The sequence below is a fragment of the Thalassospira sp. ABD4_177 genome, assembly GCF_056160125.1.
Window position 1 is genome coordinate 2640593 of record NZ_JBSWWO010000001.1, and the last position, 16493, is coordinate 2657085.

A 16493-nucleotide genomic window follows, 5' to 3' on the forward strand; every position below is an offset into this window, starting at 1 on the left:
GACGAAAAAGGGCCGCGTTTGCGGCCCTTTCTAGTTCATAAGCGGTTATCTTCAAACGGCCTGCGCCCGGCGGCGGATCGCGAAGGTCGCAACAATCAGCAACACCAGACCGACCGGAAGCGCCGCACTGTAAAGCAGCGTTACCCACCCCGATCCGGCATAGATCGTGCCGGCCGACAGCGAAGCGATCGCGACGGTACCAAACACACAGAACTCGTTGATGGCCTGAACGCGCGCCTGTTCGGACGGACGATAGTTTTCGGTCAGGAACGTGGTGGCGCCGACAAACATGAAGTTCCAGCCAATGCCAAGCAGCACAAGCGATACCCAGAAATTGCCCATCAGGTCCTGCCCGGCAAGACCGACAGCCAAACAGACAAAATTCAGGATCGCACCGGCCTGAATGACTTTAAGCGCCCCAAACCGTTTGATCAGATTGCCGGTAAAGAAGCCCGGCGCATACATACCGACAACATGCCACTGGATGATAAAGGCGGCATCGCCGAAGGCATAATTGCAATCAAGGATCGCAAGCGGCGTTGCTGTCATCACAAAGCTCATGACCGCATAACCAAGCGCGCCGGCGATGATCGCAACAATAACAGCCGGCTGGCCCATCACGGTTTTAAGCGGGCGGGCTGGTTCCGGATGCTTGTGTCCGCGCATATCGGGCAAGCGCAGCTGACCAATGGCAATCACCAACAGGAACTGCAAACCTATCAGGGCCACAAAGGTGCCAAGGAACGGCACCGTGTCAAACCAGTCACGCGCAAAGCTTGCCAAGTTTGGCCCGATAAAGGCCGATGCCAGACCGCCCAGCATGGTGTAGGAAATCGCACGTGCCCGGAACTCTGCCGGTGCGGCTTCGGCTGCGGCAAAACGATACTGCATGGCAATGGCATTCCCGGCCCCGATGCAGGCACATGCGATGCAAAGCAGCCAGAAATTGGCGTAATAAACAGCCCCCATTCCCGACACCGCCCCCATCATCGCAATGGCAGCGCCCATCCAGAAGCCAAACCGACGCCCCTTCTTGGCCATGATCACGGCCGACGGGGCGGTCATCCCCATCATGGCAATCATCATGCACGCAACCGGCAAGGTTGACAGCGACTTGTCACTGGCAAGCGAAAAGCCAATCACGGCAGCGACGGTAAAAATCAATGACATCGCACTAGCAGACAGCGCGACGCACAGACTTAAAATCATGATGTTCCGGCGAACTTCCGGGCTCGACATTTGGGGCTCCCTATCTTGGCGGTGGTGGCGCCAATTTCATGTTTTTGACAAAACGCGCCTTTGGCAACGGCTTGCGTCTTGCTCTACAAGTTTGTCCTGTTATATTGGCTCTTCACCTTACGGGATAGTGTCAATGCACGGCTTTGCCGACAAAAAGTTGAAGATCGCCGAAAACACTGCACGCCAGATTGGCGTTGCGGCGGTCCGTGCTGTCCCGAAAGTCGCTTTTTTCAAAGAGCGAACTTGACCTCATCCTAAAATTCCTTTTCTTGTGCATTTACCCCGCGTAAACATGCGGGTCGTATATGTGCATTACTGAATTATGCCCGCAGATAAAGCAGAGTTGAGCCAACCATGATTGCCCTGACCCTTCCCGATGGTGCCGTGCGCGAATTTGACGGCCCGGTATCGGGTTTCGATGTCGCCAAAAGCATCAGTTCTTCGCTGGCAAAGAAGTCCTTTGCCATCATCGTCAACGGTGAAGTGCGCGACCTCGCACGCGAGATTGACACTGACGCGACTATCGAAATCGTGACCAAGGGCCATGCAGAGGTTCTGCCTCTGATCCGTCACGATTGCGCACATGTCATGGCTGAAGCCGTTCAGGAACTTTATCCCGATACGCAGGTCACGATTGGCCCGTCCATCGAGAACGGTTTCTATTACGATTTTGCCCGCGAAACGCCGTTCACGCCCGACGATCTGGTCAAGATCGAAAAGCAGATGCACAAGATCATCGAACGCAATGAGCCGATCGTGCGCGAAGTCTGGGATCGCAACGAAGCGATCAAATTCTTCCTGGACAAGGGCGAAAAGTACAAGGCCGAGATCATCCGTGATCTGCCGGAAACCGAAACCATCACCTGCTATCGCCAGGGCGATTTCATTGACCTGTGCCGTGGCCCGCATGCGCCGTCTACCGGCAAGATCGGCAAGGCATTCAAGCTGATGAAGGTTGCCGGTGCTTACTGGCGTGGTAATTCCGACAATGAAATGCTGCAGCGTATTTATGGCACCTGCTGGGAAAGCAAGGAAGACCTGGATGCCTATCTGCACATGCTCGAAGAAGCGGAAAAGCGCGACCACCGTCGCCTCGGACGTGAGATGGACCTGTTCCACATGCAGGAAGAAGCCCAAGGTTCTGTCTTCTGGCATGACAAGGGTCTGAAGCTGTATCGTCGGGTTGAAACCTATATCCGTGATCGTCTCGATGATGCCGGTTATCAGGAAGTCCGCACGCCGCAGCTTGTCGATCGCGTGCTTTGGGAAAAATCAGGTCACTGGGAAAAGTTCCGCGAGAACATGTTCACCACGACGCCGGACGAAGATGATCCCGAACGTGTTCTGGCGCTTAAGCCGATGAACTGCCCGTGTCACGTGCAGATTTTCCGACTTGGCAGCAAATCCTATCGTGACCTGCCGCTACGTATGGCGGAATTTGGTTGCTGTCACCGAAATGAGCCCTCCGGCGGCCTGCACGGTATCATGCGTGTCCGCCAGTTCATTCAGGATGACGCCCATATCTTCTGCACCGAAGATCAGATTGTCTCGGAAACCAAGATTTTCTGTGACCTTCTGAAGTCGGTTTACAAGGATTTCGGCTTTACCGACATTCTCGTGAAGTTCTCGGATCGCCCGGAAGTGCGTGCCGGTGCGGATGAAATCTGGGACAAGGCAGAAACCGCCCTTCGTGAAGCCGCGGAAGAAGCGGGCCTCGCCCTTGAAGTCAACCCGGGCGAAGGCGCGTTTTATGGGCCGAAGCTTGAGTTCGTGCTGCGCGATGCGATCGGTCGTGACTGGCAGTGCGGCACGCTTCAGGCCGACTTCGTCCTGCCGGAGCGTCTCGATGCGTCCTATATGGGCGAAGATGGTGAAAAACACCGTCCGGTCATGCTCCATCGCGCGATCCTGGGCTCGCTCGAACGTTTCATCGGTATTCTGATTGAAAACTATGCCGGTCGTCTGCCGCTTTGGCTGTCGCCGGTGCATGCTGTTGTCTGCACGATTACCAATGACGCAGATGACTATGCACATGAAGTCAAGGCAGCACTTGAAGCCAAGGGCCTGAATGTTGAGCTCGATACCCGTAACGAGAAAATCAACTACAAGGTACGTGAACACAGCCATGCCAAGGTTCCGATGATCCTGGCACTCGGCAAACGCGAAGCCGAAGAAAAGACCGCTTCGGTTCGCCGCATTGGCTTCAAGCACCAGAAGACCTTTGGCATTGATGAACTGGGTGATGCGATGGCGGCAGAAATCCGCGATCGCGTGATCGAAGCCGAGTTCTAATCAAGCCACGAGACCCAAATAAAAAGCCCGCAAGTCAGATGCTTGCGGGCTTTTCTTTTAACCAAATTCCAAATTATTCCGGCGGAAGTTTCGGTTTGTCTGACGGCGGCAATGATCCGCCACCTGCCCCGGACAGATCCAGCTTCGGCATCCCGCCCCCGGCCCGGCTTGCTGTGCGCGGGTCTGCGCATAGGCAACCGATGGATGGCGCGCATTGCCAAACACCTGACCGATAAAGCGCCAGATTTTTGGCACCAGCCAGACCAGAAGCAGCACGAACACAGCAAGCAGCACAAAGAACACCACCGGATGGAAGGCAACCGTGTAAAGGGCGCCAAAGACAGCCACATCTTCGGCGACTGATGCGACGCTGTTGCTGATTGGCTCAGGTGATGTGTTGATCGCAGCACGACTTCCCGCCTTGGTAAAGTGGCTTCCGGCTGCAACAGTGCCGCCAACCAGCAATGCAATCGCGGTCTGAACACCATCCCCCAATCCGACATCAAGGCCGCCAAGGGCCCCGGCCGCAAGCAATGCGCCAGCAGGGATACGGATAAAGGTGTGAATCGCGTCCCACACGCTATCGACGATCGGAATTTTATCAGCAACGAATTCGATCAGATAGAGGAACATCGCAAGGGCGAGTACCCACCAGCTTCCCAGAACCTGCAGTTCTGGTGGCAAATCAAGCAGTCCGAAGTTGTTCATGAAACCGAGAACAACGACTGTGCCATACAGGTTTACACCGCTGGCCCAGGCCCCGCCCATTCCCAAAGCAAGAGTTTCAATCACACCCAAGAAAAACGCCCTTTCAAAGCCACAATTCTCACCAACAAATGACTGGGCAAAACTTCCAGTTGTGATAAATCACACTTTCAAAGCGTCCCAACGCACGTATTAATGCCAAATCAGATCCAAAGAAAGGTACGACGATGAACCGTGAAGGTGAAACCCCAAAAATGATCAAGGCATGTGCTGTGGTGATGATGCTTGCTACCCCGCTTCTGGCAGGCAACGCTTTTGCGATGGGAAGCTCCGATAGCTGGAGCTCCGAGGGAACCGATCTTTCGGCCGTAACCGAGCTTGTCGATACCGAAATGTACGAGATGGCGATCGATAAGATCGAAACCATGCTCGAAGACGATTCTGAAAACGCCGATCTATATAATTACCTCGCCTACAGCCAGCGCAAGATGGGCGATTTTGACAGTGCTGCGCAGAACTATGAACGCGCGCTGATGATCAACCCGGAGCATGCTGGCGCCCTTGAATATCAGGGTGAATTGTTCCTGCAGACAGGCAAACCTGAGATGGCAGCGGAAAATCTGGCGCGCCTACAAGAAGTTTGCGGTACGGGTTGCGACGAATACAAAACGCTGGCGAGTAAAATCAGCAACTAGTCGACATGCTGGACCTCAGAAAACCTATTCGTCAGGATAGGTTCCCTTTTGTGGGCAGAAAGGCCATATGTCTGCTTTGGTTGGACTTACGCAAACGGGAAGATACATGTCAAACGCTGTGATGAGCAAAAGCTATTCGGTCGTTTGCCTGCGGGCCGCAGGGCAGCAGATGGAGCTGGAAACGGTATCCGATTACAGCGCTGCCCTGAGTTCTGCAAAAAGTGCAATTGCCAATAAAAGCAATTCTGAAGTCCGTATCGTCGAAAACAAGTACGACCAGGCAAGCCGCAAGGATAAAAAGCAGGTCATCAAGATTCTGACGCCCGAAAGTGCTGGCGTGACAAGTGGTTCTGCAGCGCGCCCTGGCAAAAGCCCCGGCATGACGCGTGAAACCGCCAAACAGGCCACCAAGGGCATTATCAATATCGTCATTGCTGTAACCGTTTTGATCCTTTTGGTGGGGATCATGATCCCGTTGGCGATGCGATAATCGATCACCACTTTGAGCCGCCGCCGACTTCTTTATCTTCCTGATTTTCCAGCAGACCTGATCACAGTCCCCCTGTTTGCAACAGTTGTCTTTGCAGCCAAGGAAAGATATAACTTTCCCTGATACAGCGATGATCAGGTGAAGCGTGAAAATCAGGTCTGCGACAACAAAAAACAACCCACGCCGCAATTGGCGATGGCTCACTGCCGCAGCTCTCCTGCCGCTTCTTGCTGGCTGCAGCACGGATGATCTGTCCGGGCTTTGGTTCGGGTCATCATCATCGCCGCAAGAAATCACCGCACCATCAACCAATCAGGCGACCGCGACCGAAAAGGCGGCCTTTAACCGCGCGGCCTGTGGGCTGTTTTTCGGCAACGGAAACTTGCCCGGCACAGCGCAAGGCGGCAATGGTGCCTCTGCCCCCATTTCACTGGATGGCAGTCCGCAGGAAAACCTGCTGCAGGCCATTTCCTATGACATGGACGGAAACTACGAAAACGCCCGAAAACTCTATGTCTGGCTGACCGCAACACCACCTGACATGAAAGTTGATCTTGATTGCGGACAGGGTGTCCGTCTGTCGGGCAGTATCAATTCCCTCGCACAAAGACGGCTTGTCGCGCTTGATGCGGCGTCGCCTGAATATGCGCGCTCGGCAGAAATTGACAAAGTTGTCGCCGCGGCAACGGTTGCCCCAGGTCCGGAATTGCCCGATCCGCCGCAAGTCGAGCGAGATCGCCGATTTTATGAGACCGGCGGGGTTGTGGAGGCTGAGCCGGAAGCACCGACCACGACCGTGGAACGCATGGAAATGGAAGTCAGCGACAACACCGCTCAGCTAACGCGGGTTGAGAGACGTACGACGTCTGCTGCGCCGGCATCGTCCCCCGCCCCAGCTGCGACACCGCGTGCAACGGCGGCACCTGCCGCTTCATCGGCAACAGTGCCTGCCCAAACACCGCCTGCCGATACAGTTGCCAAACTGGCACCGGTCGCAGCGCCCGACCCGGCAGCATCTGCACGCCCGGCCCCTGTGCTTGAAGCACCGACTATTGCCGGGGACGCAGCGACGACCGAGCATACCGGTGTTCGCGTCACCTCAAACAGCCGCCCGGTCGAACAGGGTGAGCTTGATATCGTTGATCGCCAACCAGAGGCCGCGTCAATGATCGAACTGCCGATTACCACGGCGCAAACGCCTGCCCCTGCGCCTGCGCCAACTCAGGCGCCACAACAAACAACCGCACCATCAGCAACGCAGGCGAACGCCCCTTACTATGCTGTTCAGCTGGCAGCCTATCGCTCACGCGGTCGGGCTGAAGCCGCTTGGTCGGATTTCCAGAATGCTCGCCATGGCATGCTTGCCGCGGCCGATCATGAAGTCGTCAGCATTGCGATTGAAGGAAAAGGTCTGTTTTTCCGCTTGCTCACGGGGATGTATGGATCCTCTTCGGAAGCGACGCGGGCGTGTAACACCCTTAAATCCGCGGGCACAGATTGCCTTGTGCGCCGTGTTACCCCTTAAGCGTTTGCCGTTGCTTGGCTGATGCCGCCATCTTGCGTGACCGCATCAGTCCATCCGGCCGGGTTTTTCGACCGTGCCTTCGAACAAAGCCGGGCATTTTTGCCAACAGATACTCGATCTTTGCGTTGTGTCGGTAGTAGCGCCAACGCAGATGCTGGATAAACCGTCTTGTCCGTTTTGAGCCCGCCGCGAGCAGCGGGATGCCAAGGGCAATAAAGACCATGCCAAAAAATGGCGGCGGCAGCGGCAAAAACACCAACCCGATCAGCAAACAGACCACGCCTGCAAGCATCAAACCCATTGATTGCAAATGCTTAAGCTTGCGCAAAGCCAACCCTAACGCGCAGTTCCACCGACTTTGAATGTGGATTATCCAGACGATGCAAAGCCCTGCCAAAAGAATGTTCAAAGACATTTGATCAAGAGGGGAATTGCTATTGTGCGCGTCTGGAGTACATTGCACCCATGAACGCAAAAAATTCTACGGGAAAAACGACATGTTCTCCGTGCTAAAAGCCGACAAACCAAAAATGCCAACCGCCGATACCGCCCTGCCCGGCCGCGACGAGGCCCTGCCCGTTGCCGATGCCAATGTGGTGACAGGCAATCCGATGAAGGGACCGTTCCCTGAACATCTTGAGATTGCGATCTTTGGCATGGGCTGTTTCTGGGGTGCCGAACGGCTGTTCTGGAAAGCACCGGGGGTTTACAGCACGGCTGTTGGCTACGCCGGTGGCTACACCAAGAACCCGACATATCGCGAAGTCTGCAGCGGCATGACCGGTCACGCCGAAGTGGTCATGGTTGTTTTTGATCCGACCGTGACGTCTTATGCGGCGCTATTGAAGCTGTTCTGGGAAAACCATGACCCGACGCAGGGCATGCGCCAGGGCAATGATGTCGGAACGCAATATCGATCCGTCATTTATGCCCGCACGGCTGACCAGCAACAGACGGCGACGAAGTCGCGCGAAGAATACAACGCCGCCCTGAAAGCGGCTGGTCAGAGTGATGTGACAACCGAAATCACCGAGGCGCCGGAATTCTTCTACGCCGAAGACTTCCACCAGCAATATCTTCACAAAAACCCGGACGGGTATTGTGGCCTTGGCGGCACCGGCGTTTCGTGCCCTGGCATGTGACAAACGCCTTAATCAGACCGGTTTGCCGCCGTATTCCCGACTAAGATCCGCACAAACCCGGCGGATCTTAAGGCCCAGTTGCTCGATGTGATCGTTGGGAATACGCGCGGCCGGACCCGAAAGTGACAGGGCCGCAATTGGCAGGCCTGTCTCATCACGGACAACACCAGCGACACAGCGCAAACCAACCGCGTGCTCTTCATCATCAAGGGCATAACCGCGTTGTCTGGAACGTTCCAGATCCTGTTCCAGTGCGCTCTGCGTGATGAGGGTTCGCTCGGTAATCTTTGGCAAGCCATGCTGGGCAACCACGGAATTCAGTTCTTCTTCTGGCAAGAATGCCAACAGAGCCTTGCCCACACCCGAACAATGCATCAAGGCACGGCGGCCCGGCGTCACCAAGGCACGCATCATTTTACGGCATTCGACCTGCGACAGGAAGATAACCTCCCCACCATCTGCGACAGCAAGATTGACGGTTTCACCGCTGTCTTCCATCAAGGCCCGCATGTAAGGCCGGGCGATCTGGCTCAAGTTGCGGTTCTTGGTAAAGGCATTACCAACACTAAAGGCCTGCACCCCGACAAACCAGAGGGTGCGTTCCCCGTCAAACGCAACATAGCGTTCATGTTGCATGGTGGTCAGCAGACGGTGGGCTGTTGAGGGCGGCAACTTCACCTGTTGCGCAATTTCGGTCAGAGTCATCCCGTCTTCGCTTTCGGCAAGCGCGTTGAGGATGCTTAATGCTCTGACCAGTGACTGGACCTGCTGCATTCAGCGACTTCTCCCTGCAAGTGGTCGATTATCCCGACCATCATTGTCATGTTGTCTCTGAATGTTAGGAGATCATCGTGCGGCTTGCACGGACTTTTGACGCATCCAGACGAAAGTGGAGTAACTGACCAGATAAACAGTCGCGGCCACAAAGGCGCAAACCGTCCCCCAGACAAGCCCGAGCTCAGGATAACCAAGGGTCACTGCAAGAATGTAAATCCATAGTGCTCCCATCCCGCGCGGGAAATTCCGGATCACGGTATGAACCGTTTCAGCACCATAGGAGAAATGCAGGATCAGCATCATCGGATAAAGCGTGACCGGAAAGCCCGATAACAACCCGGCCCAGCGCGGCCCGATCCAAGCCGCCATACCACTGATCAACAGCACAATGATCGCCGCCAGTGCGGCGCGCAGCAACACAACACCCTTTGTCAGGCGGACGCGATTAAGAATGCGCACGTTCTCGATCTTGCGAAACAGCACCAGCGCAACAAAGATCGCAACCAAAAGAATGATAGCCGCCTGGGTCAAACTCATCGGGGCCAGCTGAAACAACCACGATACCGCGATATATGTCACGAATGCGCCCGCCGAACTCAGCAGGATTTGAGGAATAACCGGCAACCCCACACACCGCCGCGATACCAGAAAATAGGCATACAGAAATGTCAGTGTCGAAATCAGGCCAGGCAAGGTGTAAACCGCGCTTTCACTGGCAAAGGCGACACCCTGCTCGACCGCAATGAAGTATAAAAGAATGGCCGTCCCAAGGGGATAACCGGACAAAACACCGGCCACGCGTGGCCCGGCCCGCTCTGCAAGCACAGATAATCCCAGAACTGTCCCAATCGAGACAGCAATCTTGGCAAGGATCAGTTCCAACAGCCTTATCCTTCAACTCAAACAACGATGACAACTTATCAACAAAGTGACAACATCGGTATCCGGTTTCTCGAAGACAGGCAAGCGCAAACGGCTTTGAACCGCCTAAAAGAAAACGGCCAGCCCGTTGGACTGCCCGTTTTAGCTTATCTGGAATGGCCGAAAGCCTCGCTATCGACTAGGGGCTGGCATTTATCGCTATGGGTGCCTGAACAATCACGCCGCGCCACCCAAGGCCTTCATAGGTTTCGTAACCCGGTGTCAGGGCGTAGGCCACCAACGAACCATCATCAAGCAGATACGCCCCACGTGCGGGATCATCGACGCGCAAATCAACCCTTTCGCTCAGGACACCTTTGTCATCCGATGCGGCAAGAACCCGGTTATTGGAGTCCACAAGCATCACGCGTGTGCGTTCCCGTTCTTCAGGGCTGAAATTCAGGGCCTTGACGATCATTGGCGCTTGGTCTTCCCAGTCAAAGAAAACCCCCATCACACCTATAACTTCACCATCGACGGCGCCGCCCTTGCGCACGGCGGTTGCATAGATCGGGGTGGCCGCATTGTTCAGCAAGGGATTCTGTTCAACATCAGCCACGGCATAATGTCCGCCATCGCGACAACGCAATGCTTCGTGGAACCATGCATGGTCTGAAATATTCTGGCCATTCAGCCGGTAGGTATCCGGGCGACCATTGGCAAGGATGTTGCCGTTTTTATCTGCGATCCAGAGATCAAGATACACCGTGTAGGAATCAAGAATAACGCCCAACCGTTGCGACGCACGTTGGGCGATCGACTCATCCTGCGGGTTTTCGCAGACATCGACGACCGCCGCATCGGTTGCCCACCAGCGGACATCGCAGGAACGCTCGAACAGGTTTCGATCCATCAATTCGACAGCATAACGTGCCAGATCAGAAAACCGGTCGCCACGGGCCGTCTGGGCGGTTTCCTCCAGATCGCTTGCAAGCTTGAGAAACATTTCTTCAAGCTCTTCCGTGATCCCTGTCACTCGTTGGGAGATGTCCTTGACCTCGTTGGCAACTACACCAAAACCACGACCGACCTCGCCAGCGCGCGCGGCCTCGATCAGTGCATTCAATGCAAGCGTACGCGTTGCCCGTGTGACGGCCTTGATTTCAGTGATTTTCTCGTTGGCCTGCCCGGACATTGCCGTCGCAACCTGCAGAATTCTTTCTGGCATTCAAGTAAAGCTCCCATAAGGACGTCAAGTTCCCTCCTGCTGCTGTTCGCTTTTTACTCAGTCATCAATTCTGCTTATCTTTGCAGCATTATTCTATCATAGGTCACTTCGATCTGGGCGTAAATAATGGAATTCACGCCTGCCCCAAAACCGCGCGTTGCACCGATAGAGCGTTTATATACTCAGCGCGTTTTGGCCCGCACTTTCATTCACTTAGATCAGATGCGCGCTAGCGAAGCACGATCGTTCAATTCTGGCGTTTGATCATACTTCGGCGTGGGTGTCAGGCCGTGAAGGCAAGGATCGAATCTGCCAGCAGCTTGATCCCTGTCAGGAACAGAAGGCTATAACAAACCCGGTAGAACAAAGTCACACTTACCTTGTCATGGGCCCACAAGCCCAGCCATGTCCCGAACAACGCAACAGGAATGAACACCAGCGACGTCCCAAGATTTGACGCGTCAAATTGCCCAAGCAAGGCATACGGGATCAGTTTGACGTAATTGACGATAATGAAAAACATCACCGTCGTGCCGACAAAGATCGACTTATCCATTTTTTGTGGCAACAGATACACCGAAACCGGGGGGCCGCCGGCATGGGCGACAAAGCTTGTGAAACCTGCGAGCGTGCCAAGAATGGTGCCCTTGCTGATCGTCGCCGATCCGGGGGCGTTGCTTGCATTGCGGCCACGCAACCAATGATCGAGCGTAAAGATGATCGCGATCAGGGCGATGATCAGTTTGACGGCCGCTTCGTTCAGGTAGCTAAACGACAATGTGCCAACCAGAATGCCAAGCAAAGCGGCAGGCACGAGGATGATCATGTTCCGGCGGTCCCAACGTTTGCGATAGGCCCATACATTCGCAAGATCCATGAGGCACAGAATGGGCAGCATGATCGCAGCTGCGGCCTGCGGCGATACGGCCAAGGCCATCAGAGGCACGGCTACGACACCAAGTCCGCCCCCAAAGCCACTTTTTGATATGCCTGCAATCAAGACGGCGGGAATACCAACAAGATAAAAAAACGGATCCGAGATGAATTCCATCGAAAGTCCTTATTTGGGGTGAACATCCCGGATGTCGGGGATGGCGTGCTGGCCGATGGGATTATTGTTCTAGAAGTCGCGGCATCAGCTCAACAAAGTTACATGGCCGGTGCCGGATATCGAGTTGGTAGGTCAGGATTTCGTCCCAGGCGTCCTTGCAAGCACCCGTTGATCCCGGTAAGGCAAACAGATAGGTGCCCATGCAGACCCCGGCAGTTGCCCTTGACTGAACAGTTGAAGTGCCAATTTTCTGATAGGAAATCCAACGGAAAAGCTCTCCAAATCCCGGGATTTCCTTTTCATAAAGGGCACGATGGGCTTCGACCGTGACATCCCTGCCCGTAACCCCTGTGCCACCGGTCGTGATGATCACATCGATATTTTGATCGGCACACCAGGCCCCCAGCTGTTTGCGCAAGGCGACCTGATCATCGGGCAGAATTTCGCGCTCATATACCCGATGCCCTTTTTCGATGATCCGCTCGCACAGGACTTCGCCGGAGGTATCGTTATGGAGATCACGTGTATCGCTGACGGTCAGGACCGCAATATTGATCGATACAAAAGGTTGGCTTTTGTCAATTCCCGCCACGGTTCTCTCCATATCCCATGAAATGCTGCACCAACCTAATATGCCCTGAAACAGGTGCAAGCGTTTTCACATCCAACAGTGTTCTCAACGCCCATACCGAATCAGGAAACAACAAAAAACAGGCATCATTTGATACTTTATTAGCAAATCAACGCACCAACCGACCACACGATCAAACAAATTTCCCTGCGAACATCCGAACACATTTACTCAGAAATACAGACACTTAACGACCACTCAAAACAAATCACTTTATCAAAAATCGCGCAATTGGTATTACCAATTAAACACATCTACGTGACTTCGCTTGCCGGTGTGTAATTTTACGCTTAGAAAAGCGGTAAAGGACTACCAAATTGGCGCGCCGAAACGATGCGTCGACACCACCAAGTATATTCGGCAGGAAACAAAGGACCCATCATGAGCGACTTGCTTTGGCAACCGACGAAGGAACGCGTTGAGAATGCAAATGTCACCCGCTTTCGCGACTGGGTGAATGAAAAGTATGCGCTGAACCTTCAGAGTTTCACGGAGCTCTATGATTGGTCTGTGTCCGAACTTGAACATTTTTGGCAGGCTGTCGTTGAGTATGCCGAACTCAAGGCCGAAACATGGGGTGAGCGCATCCTGATTGACGGTAACAAGATGCCCGGTGCGCAATTCTTCCCCGATGCCCGACTGAACTTTGCCGAAAACCTTCTGGTGCGTGACGATGACAGCGATGCCCTGATTTTCTGGGGTGAGGACAAAGTCAAAACCTGCCTGTCCTGGGCCGAGCTTAACATTGCCGTTTCCAAATTCGCGCAGGCACTGCGTGCCGAGGGCGTTGGCAAGGGCGATCGTGTATGCGGCTATATGCCAAACATGTCGGAAACCGTGATTGCGATGCTGGCAACGGCCGCCATCGGGGCCACCTGGTCATCCGCCTCCCCCGATTTCGGGGTTCAGGGGGTTGTTGACCGGTTTGGTCAGATCGAACCAACCGTGATGATAACTGTTGATGGGTACCATTATAACGGCAAGCAACATGACATCCGCGAAAAGGTGCGCGATGTAGTTGATCGCATCGACAGCCTGAAAAAGGTGGTGATCGTCGCTTACGCATTTGACGGGGACAACACCACCGACATTCCCAATGCCGTAAGCTATGACGACTTCATTGCCCCCTTCCCGACGGAGCGGATCGTCTTTGAGCAGGTTGAATTCAATCACCCGCTTTACGTGATGTTCTCATCGGGAACGACGGGGAAACCGAAATGCATTGTGCATGGCACGGGCGGGACGCTGTTAAAACAGGTATCCGAGCACATCTTGCATTGCGACGTCGCCCCGGGTGATCGCGTGTTCTATTTCACCACCTGCGGCTGGATGATGTGGAACTGGTTGATGGCGGGACTGGCAGCGGGTGCAACGCTGCTGCTTTATGATGGTTCGCCCTTCTATCCGAACGGTAACATCCTGTTTGATTATGCCGACGCAGAAGGCATGACACTGTTTGGCACGTCAGCCAAGTACATTGACGCCCTTGCCAAGGCCGAACTGAAACCACGCGAGACGCACGACCTTTCAACGGTACGCGCCATGACATCGACCGGGTCGCCGCTTGCACCGGAAAGCTTTGATTACGTCTATCGTGACATCAAGGAAGACATCCATCTGGCATCGATTTCGGGCGGCACGGACATCCTTGGCTGCTTTGTGTTGGCATCCCCTGTCCTGCCAGTCAAACGCGGCGTCATTCAGACCCGCGCCCTTGGCGTTGCGGTTGATGTGTTTGATGATGACGGCAATCCAGTGCGCAATGAAAAGGGTGAACTGGTTTGCACCAAGCCATTCCCGTCAATGCCTGTCGGGTTCTGGAATGACCCGGATGGTTCGCGCTATCACGATGCCTATTTTGATCGGTTTGAGAACATCTGGTGCCACGGGGACTATGTCGAGCTTGATGACGATGGCGGCATGGTCATTTATGGCCGATCAGACGCGACACTAAACCCCGGTGGCGTCCGGATCGGCACGGCCGAGATTTATCGCCAGGTCGAAAAGCTGCCTGAAATTCAGGAATCGATTGTGATCGGCCAGGACTGGGATAACGACGTTCGCGTGATCCTGTTTGTTGTGCTGCGCGATAATTACGCGCTGGATACCGCGCTGATCGACAAGATCAAGAAACAGATCCGCGCCAATTGCACCCCGCGACATGTGCCGGCAAAGGTCCTTGCAGTTGCCGATATTCCCCGCACCAAATCGGGCAAGATTACCGAACTTGCGGTGCGCGATGTTGTCCATGGCAGACCGGTTAAAAATCAGGAAGCCTTGGCAAACCCGACGGCATTGGAGCTGTTTTCCAATCTGTCAGAACTGAAAAACTGATCCTCCAAAGCCCCGCCACAAAGAGCGGGGCTTTTTTCTGCCTCGCCACAGATCGCTTCGAGACAAGAAACCCGTGACACGAGCAACAGTCCGATTCCGCACTGCAGTGATGCATGTTTTTTAAACAGCATGGCCTCATGCACTTTTTTTGATCACACCCCTTCTTTTGATGAAAAAAAGTTCGTGCAATTCCAGACCTCACCCCGAACCCTGCACGTTTTCGTACTAGCGCTTTGAATATACGAAGAAAACGCAGCTTTGTATAAAGTATCTAAGTGAAACTACGCAGGATATAACTGCAGAAAAACTCTCAATTTTCCGCTCAATTCACGCTCCCGGCTCACGCCCCGAATTTTTCACACTTGACACAAGGCAGCCTAAAATTTCTTAATTTGGCGGTCCGATCTTCTTCGGACGGATGGATATGCGGCTGTGCATATCCAGGGTGGCATAAAAGCTAAAAACAATGCTTTGCTAACAAGGGAGCTATCTTATGAAAATTCAAACGATCCTTGCCGCTGGCGCAATGACCGTTGCAGCCGTTGCCGCGCAGAACGCACAGGCAGGTGCCGTGCTTGACGGCATCAAGGACAAAGGTTTCGTTCAGTGCGGCGTGAACACCGGTCTTCCGGGTTTCTCCGCTGCCAATGCCGAAGGTAAGTGGGAAGGTATCGACGTTGACGTCTGCCGTGCAACTGCAGCTGCACTGCTTGGTGACGCAAACGCCGTTCAGTATACCCCGCTGACCGCAGCTCAGCGCTTCACGGCACTGCAATCCGGTGAAATCGACATCCTGTCGCGTAACACCACTGCAACCACCACCCGTGACGCGAAACTGGGCCTGACCTTTGTTGGCATCAACTACTATGACGGTCAGGGCTTCCTGATCCCGAAAGGTCTCGGCGTTTCGAGCGCAACCGAACTTGACGGCGCAACCGTCTGCGTTGAGCCGGGCACCACGACCGAGCTGAACCTTGCTGATTACTTCCGCGCCAAAGGCATGTCCTTCGAGCCGGTCGTTATCGAAAACATCAACGAAGCAACCGCTGCCTTCTTCTCGGGTCGTTGCGACGTTTACACCACGGACGCTTCGGGTCTTGCTTCCATCCGTACCCAGATGGCAGAAAACCCGGATGACTATGTCATTCTTCCGGAAATCATTTCCAAAGAACCGCTCGGTCCGGTTGTCGCCCAGGGTGACGAACAGTGGTCGGACGTCGTTCGCTGGGCCTTCACCGCAATGGTTGAAGCAGAAGAGTATGGCGTGACCATGGAAAATGTTGACGACATGAAAGCAAACAGCACCAACCCGGGCATCCAGCGTCTGCTTGGCGTAACCCCGGGCATGGGTGAAGCTCTTGGTCTCGACGAAGCTTGGGCATACAACATCATCAAGCAGGTTGGTAACTATGGCGAAAGCTATGAGAAAAACGTTACCGCCAAGCTGGGCCTCGAGCGTGGTCTGAACGCTCTGTGGACCGATGGTGGCCTGCAGTATGCATGGCCGGTTCGCTAATCCCTAG

Annotated in this window: 15 protein-coding genes; 7 read left to right on the forward strand and 8 right to left on the reverse strand. The window is 54.4% G+C overall.

The genetic code is table 11. The annotated features are described in order from the left end of the window. Positions 1-51 precede the first annotated feature (51 nt). Positions 52-1239 (reverse strand): MFS transporter, encoded by a 1188-nt coding sequence (locus ACXAF0_RS12135; protein WP_475346105.1) that lies wholly within the window; start codon positions 1237-1239, stop codon positions 52-54. Positions 1240-1593: 354 nt separating this feature from the next. Here ACXAF0_RS12135 and thrS point away from each other — a divergent pair, with 354 nt between their 5' ends. Next, on the forward strand, positions 1594-3531 hold the full coding sequence (thrS, locus tag ACXAF0_RS12140; RefSeq protein WP_475346106.1) for a threonine--tRNA ligase: 1938 nt from the start codon (positions 1594-1596) through the stop codon (positions 3529-3531). 57 nt (positions 3532-3588) lie between these two features. Here the strand turns inward: thrS and ACXAF0_RS12145 are convergent, their stop codons facing one another. Next, positions 3589-4323 (reverse strand): DUF4126 domain-containing protein, encoded by a 735-nt coding sequence (locus tag ACXAF0_RS12145; protein WP_475346107.1) that lies wholly within the window; start codon positions 4321-4323, stop codon positions 3589-3591. Positions 4324-4463: 140 nt separating this feature from the next. Here ACXAF0_RS12145 and ACXAF0_RS12150 point away from each other — a divergent pair, with 140 nt between their 5' ends. The 3 genes from ACXAF0_RS12150 to ACXAF0_RS12160 all read left to right on the forward strand — a co-directional run bounded on the left by ACXAF0_RS12150 (position 4464) and on the right by ACXAF0_RS12160 (position 6946). Then, positions 4464-4931: a tetratricopeptide repeat protein gene (locus ACXAF0_RS12150; RefSeq protein ID WP_475346108.1), complete on the forward strand. Its 468-nt coding sequence runs from the start codon at positions 4464-4466 to the stop codon at positions 4929-4931. Between the two features lie 106 nt (positions 4932-5037). Beyond that, a complete protein-coding gene (locus ACXAF0_RS12155) occupies positions 5038-5421 on the forward strand; it encodes a hypothetical protein (RefSeq protein ID WP_475346109.1) in 384 nt (127 codons plus the stop codon). 145 nt (positions 5422-5566) lie between these two features. Next, positions 5567-6946 (forward strand): SPOR domain-containing protein, encoded by a 1380-nt coding sequence (locus ACXAF0_RS12160; RefSeq protein ID WP_475346110.1) that lies wholly within the window; start codon positions 5567-5569, stop codon positions 6944-6946. Here ACXAF0_RS12160 and ACXAF0_RS12165 read toward each other — a convergent pair. Beyond that, a complete protein-coding gene (locus ACXAF0_RS12165; RefSeq protein WP_475346111.1) occupies positions 6936-7355 on the reverse strand; it encodes a PGPGW domain-containing protein in 420 nt (139 codons plus the stop codon). The two genes, ACXAF0_RS12160 and ACXAF0_RS12165, sit on opposite strands and share 11 nt — an antisense overlap. Positions 7356-7443: 88 nt before the next feature. Between ACXAF0_RS12165 and msrA the strand changes: the two genes are divergently transcribed. Beyond that, entirely contained in the window at positions 7444-8088 is a 645-nt protein-coding gene (msrA, locus tag ACXAF0_RS12170) for a peptide-methionine (S)-S-oxide reductase MsrA (RefSeq protein WP_475346112.1), read from the forward strand. A 12-nt stretch (positions 8089-8100) separates the two neighbouring features. Here msrA and ACXAF0_RS12175 read toward each other — a convergent pair whose 3' ends face one another. The 5 genes from ACXAF0_RS12175 to moaB all read right to left on the reverse strand — a co-directional run bounded on the left by ACXAF0_RS12175 (position 8101) and on the right by moaB (position 12597). Continuing rightward, the gene (locus ACXAF0_RS12175; RefSeq protein ID WP_475346113.1) at positions 8101-8862 is read right to left on the reverse strand and encodes an IclR family transcriptional regulator; all 762 of its coding nucleotides are present in this window, start codon (positions 8860-8862) and stop codon (positions 8101-8103) included. A gap of 72 nt (positions 8863-8934) precedes the next feature. Further along, the gene (locus ACXAF0_RS12180) at positions 8935-9747 is read right to left on the reverse strand and encodes a hypothetical protein (RefSeq protein ID WP_475346114.1); all 813 of its coding nucleotides are present in this window, start codon (positions 9745-9747) and stop codon (positions 8935-8937) included. Between the two features lie 178 nt (positions 9748-9925). Further along, positions 9926-10954, reverse strand: a complete 1029-nt coding sequence (locus ACXAF0_RS12185; RefSeq protein WP_475346115.1) for a methyl-accepting chemotaxis protein — start codon at positions 10952-10954, stop codon at positions 9926-9928. Positions 10955-11237: 283 nt separating this feature from the next. Beyond that, the gene (locus tag ACXAF0_RS12190; RefSeq protein WP_475346116.1) at positions 11238-12005 is read right to left on the reverse strand and encodes a sulfite exporter TauE/SafE family protein; all 768 of its coding nucleotides are present in this window, start codon (positions 12003-12005) and stop codon (positions 11238-11240) included. A 61-nt stretch (positions 12006-12066) separates the two neighbouring features. Further along, complete coding sequence (gene moaB, locus ACXAF0_RS12195) at positions 12067-12597, reverse strand: molybdenum cofactor biosynthesis protein B (RefSeq protein WP_475346117.1); 531 nt, start codon at positions 12595-12597, stop codon at positions 12067-12069. A gap of 420 nt (positions 12598-13017) precedes the next feature. Between moaB and ACXAF0_RS12200 the strand changes: the two genes are divergently transcribed. Together ACXAF0_RS12200 and ACXAF0_RS12205 are read left to right on the forward strand one after the other, a co-directional pair. After that, positions 13018-14970: an acetoacetate--CoA ligase gene (locus tag ACXAF0_RS12200; RefSeq protein WP_475346118.1), complete on the forward strand. Its 1953-nt coding sequence runs from the start codon at positions 13018-13020 to the stop codon at positions 14968-14970. A gap of 493 nt (positions 14971-15463) precedes the next feature. Beyond that, the gene (locus ACXAF0_RS12205) at positions 15464-16486 is read left to right on the forward strand and encodes an amino acid ABC transporter substrate-binding protein (RefSeq protein WP_475346119.1); all 1023 of its coding nucleotides are present in this window, start codon (positions 15464-15466) and stop codon (positions 16484-16486) included. Positions 16487-16493 lie beyond the last annotated feature (7 nt).